14 protein-coding genes are annotated in these 18,760 nt (G+C 62.8%); 9 read left to right on the top strand and 5 right to left on the bottom strand.

The features are described 5' to 3' along the window. Positions 1-562 precede the first annotated feature (562 nt). The gene (locus ASE49_RS04735) at positions 563-1,663 is read right to left on the bottom strand and encodes a MucR family transcriptional regulator (RefSeq protein WP_056768980.1); all 1,101 of its coding nucleotides are present in this window, start codon (positions 1,661-1,663) and stop codon (positions 563-565) included. A gap of 232 nt (positions 1,664-1,895) precedes the next feature. Further along, positions 1,896-3,056 (bottom strand): tyrosine-type recombinase/integrase, encoded by a 1,161-nt coding sequence (locus ASE49_RS04730; protein WP_156370132.1) that lies wholly within the window; start codon positions 3,054-3,056, stop codon positions 1,896-1,898. A 201-nt stretch (positions 3,057-3,257) separates the two neighbouring features. On the opposite strand from ASE49_RS04730, the gene ASE49_RS04725 reads away from it, so the two are divergent. Continuing rightward, positions 3,258-4,286 carry a hypothetical protein gene (locus tag ASE49_RS04725; RefSeq protein WP_056768979.1) on the top strand — a complete coding sequence of 343 codons (1,029 nt, stop codon included), beginning with the start codon at positions 3,258-3,260 and terminating at the stop codon, positions 4,284-4,286. A 79-nt stretch (positions 4,287-4,365) separates the two neighbouring features. On the opposite strand, the gene ASE49_RS04720 is transcribed toward ASE49_RS04725, so the two are convergent. The 3 genes from ASE49_RS04720 to ASE49_RS04710 all read right to left on the bottom strand — a co-directional run bounded on the left by ASE49_RS04720 (position 4,366) and on the right by ASE49_RS04710 (position 7,855). Then, positions 4,366-5,382: a ParB/RepB/Spo0J family partition protein gene (locus ASE49_RS04720; RefSeq protein WP_056768978.1), complete on the bottom strand. Its 1,017-nt coding sequence runs from the start codon at positions 5,380-5,382 to the stop codon at positions 4,366-4,368. 46 nt (positions 5,383-5,428) lie between these two features. Further along, a complete protein-coding gene (locus ASE49_RS04715; RefSeq protein ID WP_024020679.1) occupies positions 5,429-6,631 on the bottom strand; it encodes an AAA family ATPase in 1,203 nt (400 codons plus the stop codon). Between the two features lie 189 nt (positions 6,632-6,820). Then, positions 6,821-7,855, bottom strand: coding sequence for a replication initiation protein (locus ASE49_RS04710; protein WP_327195750.1), 1,035 nt, complete (start codon positions 7,853-7,855; stop codon positions 6,821-6,823). Here ASE49_RS04710 and ASE49_RS18860 point away from each other — a divergent pair. From ASE49_RS18860 to ASE49_RS04675, 8 genes are all read left to right on the top strand, one after another. Beyond that, positions 7,826-7,969, top strand: coding sequence for a hypothetical protein (locus ASE49_RS18860; protein ID WP_327195752.1), 144 nt, complete (start codon positions 7,826-7,828; stop codon positions 7,967-7,969). The two genes, ASE49_RS04710 and ASE49_RS18860, sit on opposite strands and share 30 nt — an antisense overlap. Before the next feature lie 696 nt (positions 7,970-8,665). Continuing rightward, positions 8,666-8,986, top strand: coding sequence for a single-stranded DNA-binding protein (locus ASE49_RS04705; protein WP_056768977.1), 321 nt, complete (start codon positions 8,666-8,668; stop codon positions 8,984-8,986). Positions 8,987-9,066: 80 nt separating this feature from the next. After that, positions 9,067-9,966, top strand: coding sequence for a DUF7146 domain-containing protein (locus ASE49_RS04700; protein ID WP_056768976.1), 900 nt, complete (start codon positions 9,067-9,069; stop codon positions 9,964-9,966). 69 nt (positions 9,967-10,035) lie between these two features. After that, a complete protein-coding gene (locus ASE49_RS04695; RefSeq protein WP_056768975.1) occupies positions 10,036-14,253 on the top strand; it encodes a strawberry notch-like NTP hydrolase domain-containing protein in 4,218 nt (1,405 codons plus the stop codon). Positions 14,254-14,376: 123 nt separating this feature from the next. Then, positions 14,377-16,431: a ParB/RepB/Spo0J family partition protein gene (locus ASE49_RS04690; protein WP_056768974.1), complete on the top strand. Its 2,055-nt coding sequence runs from the start codon at positions 14,377-14,379 to the stop codon at positions 16,429-16,431. A gap of 140 nt (positions 16,432-16,571) precedes the next feature. Beyond that, a complete protein-coding gene (locus tag ASE49_RS04685) occupies positions 16,572-17,495 on the top strand; it encodes an ArdC family protein (RefSeq protein WP_056768973.1) in 924 nt (307 codons plus the stop codon). Positions 17,496-17,627: 132 nt separating this feature from the next. Further along, on the top strand, positions 17,628-18,263 hold the full coding sequence (locus ASE49_RS04680; RefSeq protein WP_056768972.1) for a hypothetical protein: 636 nt from the start codon (positions 17,628-17,630) through the stop codon (positions 18,261-18,263). Between the two features lie 25 nt (positions 18,264-18,288). Next, on the top strand, positions 18,289-18,711 hold the full coding sequence (locus ASE49_RS04675) for a hypothetical protein (protein ID WP_200921970.1): 423 nt from the start codon (positions 18,289-18,291) through the stop codon (positions 18,709-18,711). The last annotated feature ends 49 nt before the right edge of the window (positions 18,712-18,760 follow it).

The raw sequence follows: 18,760 nt of genomic DNA, 5'->3' as shown, positions 1-18,760 counted from the left end.
CGGGAACCCCGGCTACAGCGGTCACCGAAGGCCTTCAACGAGTGCCTGCCGACCTAGCCGGCTCCAAGACCACCAGCAAGGCCTTCGGCGTCGGCTCCCTGCGGCCTCCGTCGACTTGCAGGCGTAAGGGTCTGATCTCAAAAGGGTCGGAGCCAACGCCACGAGCCGGTACCCTGCCTTGTACCTCGCTGAACGCTTGGTGCTGCGGCGCATAGCACTATGCTATCGAGCATCCACATGCTTTCCACAGGTTGTCCGCAGCCCTACGCTGTCACTTGTTGGACGTGCAAGCAGACGGGTTTCTGGTAATCGCGTGTCCCTCTTATGCTTCTTCGGCAGGCATGAGCCTTCGGCCCGCCTCTATCTGCCGAGGCAAGAACGAGGAACGGCATGCCCTTTGTGACTCATGCGGGGTGCCGGTGACACTATCGCACCAGAGGCAATGGCGCGTAAGCGAGCTGCCAGTGGGATCCAAGAACCCACCCCGGGCACCTCGTGCCTAACGAGGTGCGGTACAGACGGCCGTAGGTCACCGCTGCACCGCACCTCAGTCACCTTCACGCTACTCGGTTGGCCCGTCCCCACCAGGCGCCCCGCTAGCGATCGGTGCGTCGACGCTACGAGCGATGCGCTTGGGCAGCTTGCGCTTGGCAGGCGCTTTCGCCGGCGTGGCAGCGCCTGCACCCTCCGCCTCCTGCGGCTGTGACGTAGTGTCGTCACCGTCGACGTCAGATGCAGCGGCAAGGGCGCCTTTCCCTGCCTCCGAGTTCTTGAACAAACCGAGCTTCGAGCGGCGCTTAGTCGTCTTCGCGGGCGCGCTCGGCTCGCCAGCAGCCGAACTCGCAGCAGGCGAGCTTTCAGCGGCGACCTTGGCGGACTCGGGCGCCTGAGCCTTTGCCTTGCCGCGCTTCGATCCCGATGCCCTCGTCGGGGCCTTGCCAGAGCGCTTGCCGGCTGCTGACCGAGCCCGCTTCTTGGGAGCTGTGGCCGCGTCGCCCTGTTGGTTCTCTGCAGAGGTGGAGCTAGTCGTGTCAGCCGGGATGTTAGCCTCTGCTGCGAGCGTCGGATCCGGACTTGAAGCTGCCGTCTCATCTGCGGCACCGGTCCCAGTGACGGGAGTGTCAGCGCCCGTCTGCTCGGTGCCTGCGCGCTGCGGCTCGCTCTCCGATGCGGAGACCTGTGCTAGCGAGGGCTCCTCCACTTGAGCCGAGCCTTGCGTGTCGAGTTGCTCGTCGGTCGAGCTTGCACCTTCCGTCGTTGTGCTCTTCCGCACTCCCAGACCAGTCTTCTGCGCAACCGCACGGCGGTGCTCAGCGTAGGTCGGCGCCACCATCGGATAGCTCGCCCGAAGACCGTAGCGGCTGCGATAAGCGTCCGGCGTCAGGCCGTGGCTCATCAGGTGCCGCTTCAACGTCTTGTAGGGTTTGCCGTCAATGAGGCTGAGGATGTGGTCGGGCGACGCCAGGCTCTTGCGCACCGAGACGGCCGGCGTGGCAACCTCCGGCTCAAGTTGCGGATTTTGGCCCTGCTCGCCCAAGGCATCTTTCGTAGTCCGGATCAACCCGGCGAGATCTTCGGACGCGACAGTGTTGTTGGCGAGATAAACGCTTAGCAATTGCACGGTAAGCGCCGCAACATCGTTCGTGGGCTCGACTTCGGGCATCCGGCTTCCCTTTCACGCGCTCACGTGCCTTGTCTCAGCTCAAGATCAAGTACACATCTCATTGAGCCAACTTGGCTAGACCATGCAAGTTGCGCTCTTCAACGCCTTTATCGCCTTTGAGATCCGAGAAAGGCCCGACATGCCATTGCCAGCTGTCAAAGGACCCTCAAAGAGCGATTGCCTCAGTTCGGTGCGGCACGACGAAGGTCAAGTGTTCTGTGCAAGCGCGAACTCACCCCAGTTTCGCCATTAACCTTCCCGCCGCGCCCTGTTCGGCCGCGAGGTTGCGGTTGTAGGCCAGCGGCATGCGTGGGCTCTTCCAGCGCAGCGCATCCATGATGCCTGCAAGGTCCTCTCCGCTCGTGAACAAATCCTGGTTGAGCCCGACGCGTGTGGAGTGCGCGCTGATCCCCTTGAGCACTCTGGCCAGATCATCTGCGGTCAGATCGGGCAGAGCTCCGCGGTCGAACGCCTCCCGGATCATCTTTCGATAGATCGGTCCGATGGAGCCGGGATGCAACGCGCCCTCGCCCACGTCGTATTCGACCCGCGCGGGCACAGCGGGCTTCGACAACGTCTTGCGCAGATCCCAGTGCTCGCGCCCTGAGAAGCTCGAGGTCGGCCGGCCTTTCACCGCGGCGCGCGCCTTGTAGCGCCGCACGGCGACGCGGCGGAAGATCGGCCCGCCCGTCACGCCCGCGGCGTGCTGCCAGGCCGCGATCGCGCGCACCGAGCGCGGTGAGAGGAAGGCCGTGGCGCCCTCCCCTTCCTGGTCGCTTTTGCTGCGCGGAATGATCAGCAGCCGCGCCTCAGGATCGATTGCCTCGCGGATGTGCTCAACCGCCATCGCCACCAGCTCGGAGGCGCGCAGCCCGGTATCATATGCGACGGATAGCAACGCGCGGTTGCGCAAGCCAGGCAGGTCCTCGGCACAGCTCTCGAGCAAGGCGCGGATGTTGAGCCCGCGCGCGGTATCGCGCGCGACATCGCGCACCGCGCCCTTGAAGCGCAGCGGGCGCGCCTGGGTCTGCGCGGTCCCCTGCGCGCGCCGGATCGCCGCCAGGCGCAGCTTCACCAACGAAGCTGCGGTCGGATCAGCGAGGTCGAGCAAACGATGGATCTTCGCGATTGAAGCCTTGTAGCGCCCGAGCGAGGCCGGCTTGCCCCCCTGCCCTGCCCGGGCGTCGAGGTAATCAGCCACCGTCTCAGGCGACGCGGGGAGCGCAACCCGGTTTGCACGCCGGCACCACAGGTCGAACGCCTCGAGGTCGGACCGGAGCGCGCGCAGGCTGTGCGGGGAAGAACTGGCACTGAAGGCTTCGACCAGCCGCGCATCGATGAGGATGCGCGCGCCTGCCTTCATTTTGATGATGGCCCAGGAGAGCTCGTCCATCGCCGCCACAGAGGCAGCTTCGCCGCCGCCGGATGACGGAGCCGGCTCGAGGGAGGAGGCTGCATTCATCGCGGATTTCATAACTTCTACGGGCCGAGTGCGTCAACAACGGATATTAGATAAGTGCAATTATCATAGGTCCATTTCTAATGAGCAACAGCATGGTAGACGCTACGGGTACTTTGCGGATATGTTTATGCCATGCCCGTTGCCATGCCAGACCTCTCAGAGCCAATCTGGACCTCCAGGCTCGCCGCCCGTCTCGAACGGGCGGCAGCGGCGATAGGCCGCCTCGATGCCCGTGTTTCTACCAGTCCTACCGCAGCGCCGTGGCAGCGACGCGCCACCTGGACCGGCTATACCACGGCGCTGCGGGTGCAGGGCGCCGAGATTGACGAAATTGATATTTTCGGACGGGAATGCGCCGTCAATCTGCCCGGTCGTCGGCCGATGCCTACCAATCTGGACGATCATGATGCGCTTCCGATTTGGCAGCGGCAATTGGCCCATCGCGAATCCCGTTATTGGCGAGACGAGTTGGCGATCTCAACGGACGTCCCAGAAGATTGGAGCCAGCGGCCAGCCCTCCTCCGCGCGCTCGAGATTACGGCCCGGCGCTCCCGCGCAGACAGCACGATCGCGCCGTGGCTTGCCGTTCCCGGGCTCCTGCGATCGATGAAGATCACTCAGGCCGTGCTGCCGTGCCTGACCATTGGCGACAAGGCGTTTCGCCTCTCGCCGCGCGACACGCAGGCCATCGTCCTGCGCAACCTCCGGTCGCTCACCGATCGGGCGGAAGAGGGGCTGGTGAGGCTACAGGCGCTCGAGGAAGACCGCTTACGCGCCGCCTCAGCCCTCCATGGCGCGCACCGCCCTGGCAAGCTCCTGGAGTTGCTCAGCCTTGTCCAGTTTGTCCCCGTCGTCAGTCCTCGGATGCTCGCCCGGCGATTGGACGTGACCATCTCTGGTGCCGGCAAGCTGCTTTCTCGCGCGGCAAAGCTGGACCTTCTTGTAGAGGTGAGCGGTCGTCAGGCTTGGCGGACCTATATGACGCGCGATCTGGCTATCGCCTTCGGGTTTGGTGTCCGTCCGGTAGGGCGTCCCCCTGCCCCGCCCCGGGCGCTCCCAGATTTTGTACCCGCGCTCGCAGAGTTTGATCGTGAAATGGCCGAACTCGATTCGATGCTAGCTGGCCTCGGTATCGATGCCTCGGCACGCCCCACTGATTGAGTTGTAGCGGGGCGTGACCGCTTGATGTCACGCCGCAGGGAGCACGTAAGCTGGTGGCCAAACTCGCGTAAATCAGAGCCTACTGCCAATGCGTGTCGAGCAATGTCTTGATAGCGGCCTCCGCTTCGTCCCGCGAACCGCCACCGTGTGGGAGCAAGGTGATCCTCACCCCCTTACGGTCCTTACCCTCAAACCGAAGCAATGGCTTTCCGCTCTGCGATGCCACAGTTTCACTCAATCCTGACTTCTTGGGGGATCCTGACCTCTTGGGGGGATCGGCTGCCAACGCCAATGCACGAATAACCTCCGGCACCGCAATAGGAGCGCCCTCCCCTCCTGATCGCGCGCTGAGCGCCGCTGCTTCGGCAAATACCCGCCGGCGACGATCATCGGGTTTCAGCAAGGGCTTGATGGCTGTGACATGCTTGATCCGCAAATCCTGCGGATTGGGAAAAGCGACCATCAGTTCCGCCGGAAGGCGGGCGAGATCAAGATAGCGGCTCAGCCAGCTCTCTGTGACATTGATCCGCTCGGCCATGACCTTCTGGCGGCCCTCATAATAGGCATCAAGCGCACGGAGATAGTCGCGCGCCCGCTCCAGGTCGCTAAGGTCTTCGCGCGCCCTGTTCTCGATATCCGCGATGCGGAATGCTTCTTCATCGGACAGTTCGCGGATGTCGACCAAGAACCGGAAGTCGGGGTAATTATGGCTGCGCAGCCAGCTGATCGACCAGTGACGCCGTGCGCCGCAGATCACCTCGAAATCAAAGTCTGGTTCGCCGCGCACCCGCCGGACAATTGCCGGCATTTCCTGGCGTCCCTGCGCCTTTATGCTCTCGATGAGATCGGCGCATCGCTCCTCGTTGAGGAGCGCATATTCCCGGTTGTGCCCCACCCACATTCGGCATCGAGCGGGATCAACCAGTTCATGCGTGCGGCTGACAACCGATCCCGCTGCCAATTCGGCCAAGCGGTTCTCTCTTCCAGTCAGCACATTCGAACCAAGGCCGGGACGACGCGGGGCGGGCGCACCATCTTCAGGCAGATTTATTCCGGCCGCCAAGCCAGCCGCGAAACTCGCATTCTTTCTGCTCATAACGCCGCCCCTCTACCCGGAATTGCACCGGTGCAATTTTTGCTTTTCATGCCAACCCCTCCTTTCGCAAACGGCCTAAGTGGCTGGGCCACATGGCGCGAATATCCAATTCCAGTTCAGCGTTGACGCCATCGAGATAAGTGAGGCAGCGGTTGCGCACCGCACTGCTTGTGACGGGGCCATCGAGTTCATAAACCGTCATCAGACGAGCCGTCGCATTGTCGATCTCAGCTGAATCCTTAAGCGGCGTACGCACCATTGCGTGACCGAACAATGTCCGCATCAGATTGAGCAGTTCCTTCTGCATCGACTTGTTCTCGTCGACCTTCGAGGCAACAAAGCGCAGGAATTTGAGAGTCGGCGCAAAGCCGCGTTCGGCCAGCGTCTCGATGGTCTCATCGAGCATCGCCAGAAACGCCGCGGTCGAAGAAAAGTCCATGACGGTGGGAGGCACCGGCACAACGAGAGCATTCGCCGCGCGCAAAACTGACAAGGATATGGCGCCAAGGGCTGGGGGTGGATCAAGGACGATGACATCGAAGCGATCAGCAATGCTAGCGATGCCTTGAGAGAGGCGATCGATAAGCCCCCCCTGCCCGCGCGCCATCCGGGCGGCGATCTCATATTCCGACTGGAATAGCCGCAAATTGGCAGGGATTAGTTCAAGGCCATCGAAATGCGTTTTGCGGAGGGCATAGTCTAGCGAGGTCATTTCCTCCTGGCGGAGAAACGGATAGAGCGTGTCGTCCTCGGTCAGGTCGAGATCCGGCACATAGCCGAACAGCGTCGTCGCGGAGGCCTGGCTATCGCAGTCGATCAACGCGACCCGATAGCCCTGGATGGCGAGATACTGGGCAAGATGCACCGACAGGGTTGATTTGCCCACACCTCCCTTGAAGTTCTGGACAGCAACGACACAGCACGGGTCGTCTGCTGCCCGCCAAGGTCTCGTACCGAACAGGCCCCGCATATCATTGAGCTGCGCGAGCGTATAACCTACTCTGCGATTATTCTCGGTTCGCGGCGGCGGCGGAAGTCGCCCGTCCTTTTCTGCGTCGCGGATCGCTGCAGGCGTCCGCCCCACTAGGTCGGCCGCCTTTCCGATTGGGAAGGTGGGCTCACGACGATCATCCGCCCGCGCGCTGCGCGCCGAATCGCGAAGCCGCTCCAGCACCGAGGACGTTCGCTGGGCAAGCGTGGCCACCGATAGAAGATCGTGTGTGTCGTCGATGTCTAGTGATGCTGCCACAGGGCGCCCCTTTGCGAAACTCGGGGCACTGTAGCGCTACTTGCGCTTTTCCGTCAAATAGAAGCGGAATTTCGAAAGTCGCGGCGCATCGTAGTCGGCATATCGCCTGAATATCGCCAATCACCGCTTATCGAAGGGTCTATCCTGACTCGGTGGGGGCGACGGAAAATTGCACCGGTGCAATTTTCGTTAGGGACGCCCCCTCCGCGCAACGAAACTCTCGCAAAAGCCTGTCCAGGAACTCGTCAGCTTTGCGCCCTTGAGCTTCGCCAGACGGTCGCCCATCTGCTGGCGATACGCGTCGGCGATAAGATCGATGTCCCATCCGCCCCCGTGCGAGCGTGCAATCGCGGCCAAGCCTTCCGCGTTGAACCGGATCGTCCCTTGCGGAAAGACGATCTCCGAACTTTTCTCGGGCGCGATAAGCGCGCTGATGGCAGCCTTGACGACCGATCCCACTTCCACCGTGTCAGCGACCGCTTCCACAGCCCCTTCCCGGCGCGCCTTGCGTCCCGTCGAGTGCCGCTCAATCTCATCGACAGTCGCGATCTGCGCTGGCGCATCCTTCGGTTCGAAACGGAACTCGATCTCGGTCACCGTTCGGCCTTGCCGTATCTCCTTCCACTCAACTCGGAAGTGAGCCAGCTGATCAATCTCGGCCTTCGCCTTTTCGAGCACCTTGCGACGGAGTTGCGCGAAATCCTTATACACATCGGGCGATATGCCCAGCGCAGCACGCAGCGCTGCCATATCGCCCTTCCAGGTTGACTGGCGACGATGGAGCCGCAGCGATCCAATCTCATAAAGTTTGAGCGCATAGCTCGATCGGAAGCCCAGCACCGCCTGCCTATTAAGAACGGCATAGCTCTCGGATTCCTGGATGAGCTTGCGCGCATCAGGCGTAAACTCCCATTCGATCCAACCCGCATCCGCGCCGTCTGTATCTTCCGCCTCTTCGCGAGACGACGAGATTAGCGAAAAACGCAGCGTAGCTTTCTTGCCTCGCCAGGACCGGTCGTCGATCGCAAACAAGGTCCGGTGAAGTTCCTCCAACATGTCGGAGATACGTTCATTACCCTTATGACCGCGGCGAATATCGGCCTTGCGCATGCGATGCGGCCGGTCCTGCCAGGCATCGCCGCCTGCGGTCAGGATCATCAACGCGAGCAACCGGGACGCCGTCAGGCTGAGCGATTGGCCTTTCACGAACTTGATCTCAACGATGCTACCGGGTTTGGCGAATTCCTCGCCACCCTTCGCCTGCAGGGCCGCTGCAACGCGCATGGCACGGCCCGGCGCCGAATCGGCTTGCGCCTCTTGCGCTACATCGGCGCTTAGATTTTCCGCATGTTCCATGTCATATAAGCCGAACGCATATTGGGCAGGTTCGCCTAATTGCTGCCTGACCTGTCCTCGCTCGTCAAGTCAGGGCAGGCTGAAACACTTTTATCGCCCCCATCTGGTCAGGATAGAATCATATGGCACGTCCGCTAATGCCTTGAGATTCCGCCGAGTCGCAATGCGATTCGGGTTCTGCCCGTCTTCGGCTCCCTCACGCTCGAAAAACACGGCAGAATGCCGCCGTTCTCAAGCGCGGGATCGCCAGATGCCAGCGCCCCCAATAGGTCAGGATAGCCCCAATAGGTCAGCTATCTCCCCCCGATCGGTCAGGGTGACGCCCCCGCGGGGTCAGGCAAAATCCCCCGCGCGGTCAGGACAAATGCGACAGGCCATTGAAATTGCAAATCTTTTCGGCATCGAATCTGAATCACTTAGAATCATGAATCCTTCCGCTGCGAGCAGCGGCGTTGTTTTAGAATGATTCTAAGAGACCAAGGGGGCGATTCGCTGATCCTTTACGGACCGACAGCGTCACCGATCCCCCTCGCTAGGGGGATACCTCCAGACCGGTCTTCCACGATAGCATCACGGTCTCGATCCTCGGCAGCTCCGCCCTGAGCCGAGATCCTCAGCGAACCGATCGTAGCTGCACCACCGCTCGTCGCCGCTGGGCAGACGCAGTGAGTAGGTCGCATGATCAATTTTGCCAAATTCGAGATCATCGGACGGATCGGTGAGATCGATGCCAAGCCCAAGATCACCAACATCTCGGTATGTGCGAACTATCGCCGCCGTGGAGAAGGCGATCAGTGGATCGAGGATAGCTACTGGAACCGAGTCGTCATTTTCAGCGACGGCCAGCGTAAATATATCGATGAGAAGGTCCAGGTTGGCGATCTCGTACGGATTGCCGGACGGCTCCGTGACACCTCCTACGAGCGCGACGGCGCCACCCACTACACGACCGACCGGATCGTCGAAGAGTTCGGTGTGCTCGCGACAAAGGCAGCATAGATCCCAGGAGGCATCGCCGATCGGCAAGAGGGGAGGGGGCATGCGCGGAGCGACCTTGGATTTCGACAGGAGTTTCGCCCATGCCCGCCACCATCGATGCAGCAGTCCGCGCTAAACAAATCGTCGAGAGCTTGGGTGGACGCTGGTCAGGATCGCGCGGAGAGTGCCGCTGCCCCGCCCATGACGATCACTCGCCTAGCCTTTCGGTCCGCCTCGGCACCAAGGCGATCCTGTTCAAATGTTTTGCGGGATGCACATCGACCGATATCCTCAAGGCTCTCGATCGTCAGGGTTTGCACGATCGAGAGCCGGTCCATGTCGAACCGCGCGCGCCCTCACGCGATCTGAGCGGTTTGGCCCGGTCATTATGGCAGCGCAGCATACCCATTGCCGGCACACCGGCTGAAGCCTATCTTCATGCTCGGGGTCTTTATGCGCCGACGCCTGACCTTCGCTTCAATCCGCAAACGATCATAGGGAAGGGGAAGGATCGGCAAAGCCATCCCGCAATGATCGCAGCCGTGAGAAATGAGCTTGGCCTGGTCGCGGTCCACCGGACCTTCCTTGATTCCACCGACATTTTGCGGCGCCCCTTCCACAAACCCAAGCTGGCGCTGGGCCAGCTTGGCTCGGGCAGCGTGCGGTTTGGTGAGCCGGCTGACGTTCTGGGCATCGCCGAAGGGATCGAAGATGCCCTGTCCGCCATCGACTGGTTTCAATTGCCGGTTTGGGCTGTGCTCGGTGCCGAGCGCTATGCCCATGTCGGCATACCGTCCCGTGTGAAGCGCGTCATCGTGTTTGGTCAACGGAACAAGGCGGCGAAGATCTGCCTGAAGAGGGCAGGGGAGCACCTCAGCGCCAACGGGCGAAGGGTCGAGGAGTGGCTCCCGTCCGAGCATGACGATTGGAACGATGCTCTGCGCGATCGGCTTGCCCGCAACGCCGTTCCTCGCACCGTGATCCAGACACACCCTCACTGAAGAGAGGAGAGGAGGCCTCCGGCTTGTTGACCCGGTGATGGGCACCGGACGATGCAATGGAGGCCTACAATGCGCACCTCAGCCGCTGATCTCGAACTCGATTTTACCGAACCATCCATTACCGCCGCAAACGCGGTCTATGCCGAGCTGCGCAAAGGCGACGGCGTGGACCGGCCTGGCCTGCTCCGGGCGATGGAAACCGCCTATGGTTCAACTGCTGCTGACGGGCGTTGGTCACTCCGCGATGCCTATGATGTTCTGGAGCTGGCCCAAGTTCTGCACCTCGCCACGCTTGACCTGTCGCAAGAGCCCGCCGAATGTCTTGCGGCCCTGACCGCACTCACCGCATCCCTGCCGACGCATACTGTGCGCAGCGAAGAACAGATCGAACTCCAGCAATTTTCGACACCGGCCGCGATTGGCTACCTTGCCGCACTGGCCGTCCGCATCACCACAGCCGATACCGTCCTGGAGCCCTCCGCCGGCACCGGGCTCCTCGCCGTTTTCGCCGCGCGCGCTGGCGCCAAGCTTGTCCTCAACGAGATCGATCCGGCGCGCGCTGACATGCTCCAGGCAGCATTCCCCACCGCACCAGTCAGTCGCCATGATGGCGAACTCATCGACGATCTGCTGCCGCTGTCGATCCGCCCCACCGCCGTGCTCATCAACCCGCCCTTTTCTCGCAGCATCGGTCGACATGCCGACCCGCTTGCCGCGTTCCGCCACTTGCGCACCGCCCTGAAACGGCTTGATGCCGGGGGGCGCTGCGCCGCTATCCTTCCCGATCGCGTGGATACATCGAGCCGCGCCTGGGCGAAGGCGACCGAGGGCTGTGCGATCACGCTCCACGTCGAACTGCCCGCCAATGCCTATGCCAAACATGGCACCAGCCAGATCGTGAAGCTCATTGTTCTGGAAAAAGGCTTCCAGGATGACGTCGCTATCGTTCGGTGCAACTCACTCCCTGAAGCGCTCGCGACGATCATCACTTCCGCCGCCAGCGTCACGGAAACCCCGCGACGCTCCCCAGCACGCCTTGCACCAACCCGTGCGCGCGCATCCCTGCTTGGCGGTCTCTCGAGCAGACCCCGGCTTTCGGCCCCGATCGGCAAGGCCGCCCAGTCTCTCAGCGCACTCGATATCGGCTACACCGTCTTTGCTGAACCCGTGCCGACCGGTGAGGCGGTGGGGGTGTACCTGCCGTATCGGCCAAGCCGCATCGCCATTCCCTGTGCATCCGCGCATCCGACCGCTCTGGTGGAATCGATCGCCATGGGCTCGATTACGGCACCGCGGCCGTCTTACGTTCCGAAGCTGCCGGCCGGTGTAGTCGACCACCGGGTGCTGTCCGACGCTCAGCTCGAAACGCTGATCTACGCCGGTGACGCTTTCGAGCGCGACATCTCCGGTCTGTTCAAGGCGGCCGAGGAAGGATTGTCGCTCACGGCGGACAAGGACGGTCGCCCTTACCGGACCGGATTCTTCCTTGGCGACGGCACGGGTGCCGGCAAGGGCCGTCAGGTTGCCGCCATCATCCTCGACCAGTGGCTGCGCGGGCGCCGCAAGCACATCTGGATATCCAAGACCGAGACACTGCTGGAGGATGCACGTCGCGACTGGACCGCGGTCGGCGGTCTTGCGCTCGACATCCAGCATCTCAACCAGTGGAAGCTGGGCTCGGCCGTAGGCGCGGCCGAGGGTGTGCTCTTCCTCACCTATGCGACGCTCCGCTCCAACCGGGGGGACAAGGGCACTCGCCTTCAGCAGATCCTCGACTGGGTCGGTGACGATTTCGACGGCATGATGGTGTTCGACGAGGCGCACGAAATGGCGGGTGTCGCCGGCGGCGAAGGCCGTTTCGGCACCAAGGACGGATCCGATCAAGGCATCGCCGGCGTGCGCTTGCAAAACCTGCTGCCCCGTGCCCGCGTCCTGTACGTGTCGGCAACCGGCGCGTCGGACGTCAACAATCTCGCTTATGCCACCCGGCTTGGCCTGTGGGGTCCGACCACCGCCTTCGCCGATCGCCGCGCATTCGTCGACAGTCTGCGACGTGGCGGGATCGCGGCGATGGAATTGATCGCCCGCGACCTGAAAATGCAGGGCCTCTATGTCGCCAGGGCGCTCAGTTTCGCTGGTGTCGAATATGACATCCTCGAACATCGCCTGACGCCCGATCAGGTCGAGGTCTATGACGCCTATGCTGATGCGTGGGCGATCATCCACGCCAATGTGCGCACCGCGCTCGATGCCACCCGGGTGACGGACAGTTTCTCCAACGACACCTACAACAGCGGCGCGAAGGCCGCTGCGCTGTCGATCTTCGAATCCACCAAGCAGCGGTTCTTCGGCCAGATCCTGATCGGCATGAAGCTGCCCTCGCTGATCCCGGCGATCAGAGCGGATCTGGCCCGGGGCGAGAGCGTTGTGATCCAGCTCGTCTCGACGTCCGAGGCGATGCTCAACCGGGCACTGGCCGCGCTGAACGCCGAGGACCGGGCGAATCTCGACATCGAGCTTTCACCCAAAGAGTTCGTCATGTCCTATCTCACGGCCGCCTTCCCCGTCCGTCAGATGAAGACCTTCGTCGATGATACCGGCAAGACGCGGTCCGAGCCGATGTCCGACGAGGACGGGCGTCCCATCTTCAGCCAGGAAGCGCTCGAAATGCGCGACAATCTCGTCGAGCGGTCCTGCTCCCTGCCGATCGTGGGGTCCGCCCTTGATCATATCATAGGGCATTTCGGGACCGATGCCGTCGCCGAGGTGACGGGACGCAGCCGGCGCATCGTCATCGACGCGCACGGTCGCCAGCGTATCGAGAGCCGTTCGCCGCGAACAAACCTTGCCGAGACCGACGCCTTCATGCGGAACCAGAAGAAGATACTGATCTTCTCCGATGCAGGCGGCACCGGACGCAGCTATCACGCCAGCCTTACCGCCGAGAACCAGTCGCGCCGCAACCACTATCTGCTCGAGCCCGGTTGGCGCGCTGACGCGGCCATCCAGGGTCTCGGCCGCACCCATCGCACGCATCAGGCAACTGCGCCGCTGTTCCGTCCGGTATCGACCGACTGCCGCGGCGAGCGGCGCTTCATCTCGACGATTGCCCGCCGCCTCGACAGCCTTGGTGCCCTGACACGGGGCCAGCGTCAGACAGGCGGCCAAGGTCTGTTCGACCCGCGTGACAATCTCGAAAGCGACTATGCCAAGGAATCCCTCGAAACATGGTTCCGCCTGCTTGCCGACGGTAAGCTGCGCTCGACCACGCTTGGCGAATTCCAGACGTTGACCGGACTTGAGCTCGAGGGCGAAGGCGCCGGGCTGAAGGAGGAGCTGCCGCCCATCCAGCGCTGGCTTAATCGCATTCTCGCGCTGCGCATCGCGCTGCAGAATGCGATCTTCGATGAATATCTCGGCCTGATTGAGGCCAGGATCGAAGCGGCGCGCGAAGCTGGCACGCTCGATCTTGGCGTCGAGAGCATCAATGCCGAACGCATCACGATCCTCGATCGCACGGTAATCCGGCGCGACCAGACCAGCGGCGCAGAAACGGAGATTCTGCGCCTCGAAACGGAAGAGCGCTACAAGCCGATCCCGCTCGACCGTGCGTTGCGTATCCTGGGCGATGACGCGCGCCCGATCGTCAATCGCAAGTCCGGCAGGGCCGCGATCCGGTGCAGCACCTATTCGCTCACCGATGACGATGGTGAGATCGTTCGCCGCTACGAGCTGCTTCGGCCGACCCGTTCCGAGCGGATGCGGCAGGATTTGCTGCTCGAAACGATGTGGGAAGAGACCAGCGAGGAGGAATTTTCGGCGCTGTGGCAGGCCGAGGTAGAGGAGATGCGGGACAAGACCCGCACCAGCACGCTCTATCTGGTCGCGGGCCTGCTCCTGCCGGTCTGGGATCGCTTGCCCGACGATCATGTTCAGGTTTGGCGCCTGAACACCGATGACGGCCAGTCCTTCCTCGGCCGGATCGTTCCTGCACCGCTGGTGTCGAAGCTCGCGGACGCCTTCGGGATCAACGCCGCCATCACCGTGTCAGGCGACGATACCGCAAAGCATGTGATGACCAGCGGCGAGATATCGTCCGTCGGAGCCTACCGGCTCAAGCGCAGCTTGGTCGCCGGCCAGCAGCGCCTCGAACTGCTCGATTGGCCGCACACGCGGCTTGCCGAACTCAAGGCGGCCGGCTGTTTTACCGACATCATCCAACACAGGACGCGGATGTTCGTTCCCGTGGCAAATGCCGCTGCCGTCATCGAGCGCATCGCCGCCTGACGATCGAGGTCCTCTCTCCGCGCCCAGCGCAGGAGAGGGGAGGGGGCCTTCGGCTTTGTGGGCCTGATGAGCAGGCTCGCGTGACCGTCGAGGCGGCGCGCCAGTTCCAGATGGAGACAAAAGATGATCCAGTCCGTGAAGGTCAAGAACCTCTCGCTGTCGAAAGACAATGTCCGTAAATCGAGCCGGGAGGCTGGTATCGAAGCCCTAGCCGCCAGCATCGCAACGCAAGGCTTATTGCAGAATCTCATCGTAACCCCGCTCAAGAAAGCGGGCCATTTCACCGTCAAGGCGGGCGGGCGCCGGCTGCGCGCACTCCAGAGCCTGATCGAACAGGGCACTCTGCCCGTCGACCATGCCGTGCCCGTCCTCGTCCTTACCGACGACGACAACTCGGTCGAGGCGAGCCTCACCGAGAATTTTCAGCGCGTTCCGATGAACCCGGCGGATGAAAGCACCGCGTTCAACTTCCTCATCCAGAAGGGGATGACCGCCGAGGACGTTGCCAAGCGACAGGGCGTCACCACCCGCTTCGTCGAGCAGCGGGTCCGGCTTGCCGAGCTTGCACCAAGCGTGTTCCAGGCTCTCGCCGCCGGCGAAATCACCCTGGGGGTCGCTCAGGCCTATGCCGTGACGAGCGACATCGATCGTCAGGCTCGCGTGTTCGCACAGATGAGTACCTCCTATTATGGCGATCAGCCCGACAACATCCGGCGTGCGATCCTCAACGGGACGATCAAGGCGAACGATGCCAAGGCGCGGTTCATCGGTCGCGATGCCTATGTCGCCGCAGGCGGCCGCATCGAGGGTGATCTCTTTGCCGCCGAGGGGGACGAGAACTGGATCGACGTCGATCTTCTTGAAGATCTTGCCGGCAAAAAGCTGGAGGCGGCCGCCGCCGAACTCGCGCAGGCCGAGGGCCTCGCATTCGTGACGCCGATTGCGGCCACCCACGTTCCCTACGATCTCGAGCGTCAGCTTCACGAGTTTCACGCGCCCGCGCGGCCGCTTAGCGAAGCGGAAAGCGCGCGCGTCGAAGCGCTTTCTGCCGAGAATGACCAACTCGTCGAGCAGCTTGAAGGCGAACTGACCGATGGGACGGCGGAAGCCGAGGTCGCGAACGATCGTCTCGACGAAATCGAACGGGAACTTGAAAGCATCGAGGAATCCCATCGCGAGATCGATCCGGCGGTCCGAGCGCAGATCGGGACGTTCGTTTATATCGGTGGCGATGGCGAAGCCCGCGTTCACACCCGCATGTTCAGTGAGAAGCCGGTTGTCGATCCGAATGCTCCGCCCAAGGTGATGGGCGGTACCAATGGTGACGACGGCGCCGATGACATCGATCATGGACCCAAACTCAGCGCCACGCTGATTGACGAGCTGGCGACCCAGCGCCGGCAGATCCTCGTCGCTCACATCGCCAGTGATCCGGCGATGGCGCTGGACCTCACCATCTTCCTGATGGCGCAGAATGTCGTCTTCGAGCAGAACTACGTCCGCAACCACTCGACGCTCAAGTCCAGCGGTGCGCAATTCCCGATCTTCGGCTTCCGCGACGAAGGGTCGATGGCGTCGCAGACCATCGAGGATCAACGCCAGCGTCTCGATACGAGCTGGGCCGGTCATAAGACCATGTCCGAACGTTTCGATGCCTTTCGTGCGCTCGACGACGAGGCCCGCGGCAGTTGGGTGGCCTTCTCGATCGCACGCACGCTGGAGCCGAGCCTGAACGTTCCCGAGGGCGGACGGTCCAATGGGTTCCATGACCATCTTGGTCGCGCGCTCGACATTCAGGTCGAGCATTGGTGGCGCCCCACGGCTGAAAACTTTTTCGGCCGCGTCAAAAAGGACGTCATGCTCGACGCGCTCGAGGCCATCGGCGGGCCGATCCTGCGCGGGCGATACAAGGACGCCAAGAAGGGCGACCTTGCCGCAACCTGCGCCTCGCTCTGCAACGGACAGGGGATCGTCGAGGCCGAAGTCCGCGAAAAGGCGGCGGCCTGGCTGCCGGATGCCATGCGCTTCGACGCCATCGAAAAGCCCGAGACCATCGCGCTGCGCTCGACCTTCATCGACGAGGCCGACGATGTCGATCCCGGCGACGATGGTGACGACGAGTCCGACCCTGATGACGCGACGCACGACGGTCAGGAGGATTTGAGCGAGGCGGCCTGACGCCTGCTTGCACGGTTCGAGGCGACTTGGGGGCGGCACTCTTCGCGGAGTGTCGCCCTTCCTTTTGTGCCCCGACGGCAGCCTTTCTGAGGAGAGGATGCTGGTCCGGGCTCGCCTCTTCCAGATCAGGAGAACTTGCCGTGGCAAAGACCGCCGATAAACCGTCGCCCGCCGACACCATCACAAACGCGATTATCGACAAACTCGAATCCGGCGTACGCCCTTGGGTGAAGCCGTGGCGGCCTGGCCTTGGCGGCCGCCCCCTTCGCGCGACCGGCGACCCGTATAAGGGCATCAATTGCTTCTGGCTGTGGCTCTGCGCCGAAAGCGCCGGCTATCGTTCGCGCACCTGGATGACCTACAAGCAGTCGCAGGCGCTGGGCGGCCAGGTCCGCGAAGGCGAGCGGTCGCAAATCGCCATCTTCTACAAATCCTACAGCAAGACCGTCGAGTCGCCCGTTACTGGCGATGCTACGGGCGAAATGCGCCGCGTGCTGAGATCCTACGCTGTCTTCAATGCCGATCAGATTGATGGGCTGCCCGAGAAGTTTTATCCACGCCCCGTCAGCGTCGTCGCCCCCGACGACGCGCTACCGGATCGCGCGCAGCGCTTCCTCGATGCCTTTCCGGCGAGGGTTCACCAGCGCGGCGATCGCGCCTACTACGACCGCGTTGCCGACAGCATCACGATGCCGCCCGTCGCGTTGTTTTCCACCCGCGCGTATTTCGCTTCGACGTTGGCGCATGAGGCAGGGCATTGGACCGGCCACCCTGACCGGCTCAACCGAGAGTTTGGCAAGAAATTCGGCGACAACGCCTATGCGTTCGAAGAGCTTTGCGCCGAGATGACATCTGCCCTGCTCGGCGCGGATCTTGGCCTCCCGACCGCCCATATCGACGATCATGCAGCGTATATCGGTTCGTGGCTCGCGGTGCTGCGCAAGGATTCCCGCGCCATTATGACGGCTGCGGCAAAAGCCGAAGCAGCGGCCGCCTTTCTGCTCCGCGCAACTGGCCTCGCCACGTCGGACGAAGTCCAGGAACAGATCCGTGAAGCAGCATGATCGCGGCGGTCGCCTGCCTCGACCCCGGCGCCTCCCGCCGGTTCGCCGTAGCGCTCCGCCGCCGCAAGGAGGGGGGAGGAGAGGACTTCTTCGGCCTTTTGAGCGCGCCAGAGCGCTCAGAAGGAGGCTCCCATGTTCTACGATACGCTCTACCGCCACAATCAGGCCCTTTTCCCCGCCGGTCTGGACCATCTGCCGGCGGCACTCCACGCCCTCAACGCCGCCGTCGACGACTGTCAGCGTGCTGGCAAGCCTGTTGCCAGCGACGCGGCAACCCTTCTCCTCATCCGCCATCTGGCAGACGTTGCCGAACGCGATGCGCCCAGCGCGGTCGCCCTTCGCCGTCGTTGCGAAGCAGATCGCCTGGCGGTCGACGCCGCACCAGCGCTACTCGACATTGCCGGAAAGAGCGTCGGCGGAAACTACCACGCCAAACGGACCTTCCACTATCAGGCGCGCCGCGCGCTTACACGTTTAGCGACAGCAATCGGCCTCGACGCGGACGAGGCTCGTATCAACACCGTGATGGGTGCCGATCACGAAGACGGCACAACGGAGCTGCGCCACGCGGATCTCGCCCTTCGCGTGGTCCCGCGCGGCTTTCTTCCGGACTGCGAGGTATCGATCAGCCGCTGTCGCGACGGGCAGGAGATCGGCAAGGCCCACCGCGCGCCGATCACCGAGTTACTCGACGTGGCCGCGTTCCAGCACCGACTTGCCGGCATCCCCGGCGACATCGGCGCGGCGCGTTTCGCGGCTGCCGCCTGAACCCCGCAATCGCAGGAGATATCACATGGGTTGGCTCTTCATGCGCGATATGGGTGGCTACGCCACTCCGCGCTCCTATCTCGACAACCAGTTCACCTATGCGCACGCGGACCATCGTCTCACGGTTCTCGCGTCTTCGATGGTCGGTTCGACCTATTACGCGGCGTGCGAACGGATCGAGGCGTCCGGCGGTCGGGCCGTCTTCGCCGTCGTGTGCCTGACCCGGCAAAGCACCGGCGCGCGCGACGGCTGCACGTTCGGCTACAAAGACATGACGGAAACGATGGGTCCGTGCGAAAGTGACTGCCCTGCTGCCATTCTCGATGAATTGACCGAGACCGACAGCACCTACGCCTCCGAATGGCGCGCACGCTGCCGTGCCAACCTGGTTCGCCGCAAGCTAGGGTCCGGACCCATAAACAGGATTCCCAGCAGCGCCGGGATATGATTCACCATCCTCCAGCAAGGAGGTATGGCGGATGGCGGATTTCTTCTGG

This window comes from Novosphingobium sp. Leaf2 (assembly GCF_001421325.1).
In the GTDB taxonomy this organism is placed as follows: domain Bacteria; phylum Pseudomonadota; class Alphaproteobacteria; order Sphingomonadales; family Sphingomonadaceae; genus Novosphingobium.
This window is presented reverse-complemented; position numbering and strand designations above follow the sequence as displayed.

Coding starts and splice junctions, on each gene's coding strand:
- ASE49_RS04690 (WP_056768974.1), top strand. CDS start 14,377: ATGATCCAGTCCGTGAAGGTCAAGAACCTCTCGCTGTCGAAAGACAAT.
- ASE49_RS04705 (WP_056768977.1), top strand. CDS start 8,666: ATGATCAATTTTGCCAAATTCGAGATCATCGGACGGATCGGTGAGATC.
- ASE49_RS04700 (WP_056768976.1), top strand. CDS start 9,067: ATGCCCGCCACCATCGATGCAGCAGTCCGCGCTAAACAAATCGTCGAG.
- ASE49_RS04695 (WP_056768975.1), top strand. CDS start 10,036: ATGCGCACCTCAGCCGCTGATCTCGAACTCGATTTTACCGAACCATCC.
- ASE49_RS04725 (WP_056768979.1), top strand. CDS start 3,258: ATGCCCGTTGCCATGCCAGACCTCTCAGAGCCAATCTGGACCTCCAGG.
- ASE49_RS04680 (WP_056768972.1), top strand. CDS start 17,628: ATGTTCTACGATACGCTCTACCGCCACAATCAGGCCCTTTTCCCCGCC.
- ASE49_RS04675 (WP_200921970.1), top strand. CDS start 18,289: ATGGGTTGGCTCTTCATGCGCGATATGGGTGGCTACGCCACTCCGCGC.
- ASE49_RS04720 (WP_056768978.1), bottom strand. CDS start 5,382: ATGAGCAGAAAGAATGCGAGTTTCGCGGCTGGCTTGGCGGCCGGAATA.
- ASE49_RS04735 (WP_056768980.1), bottom strand. CDS start 1,663: ATGCCCGAAGTCGAGCCCACGAACGATGTTGCGGCGCTTACCGTGCAA.
- ASE49_RS04730 (WP_156370132.1), bottom strand. CDS start 3,056: ATGGACGAGCTCTCCTGGGCCATCATCAAAATGAAGGCAGGCGCGCGC.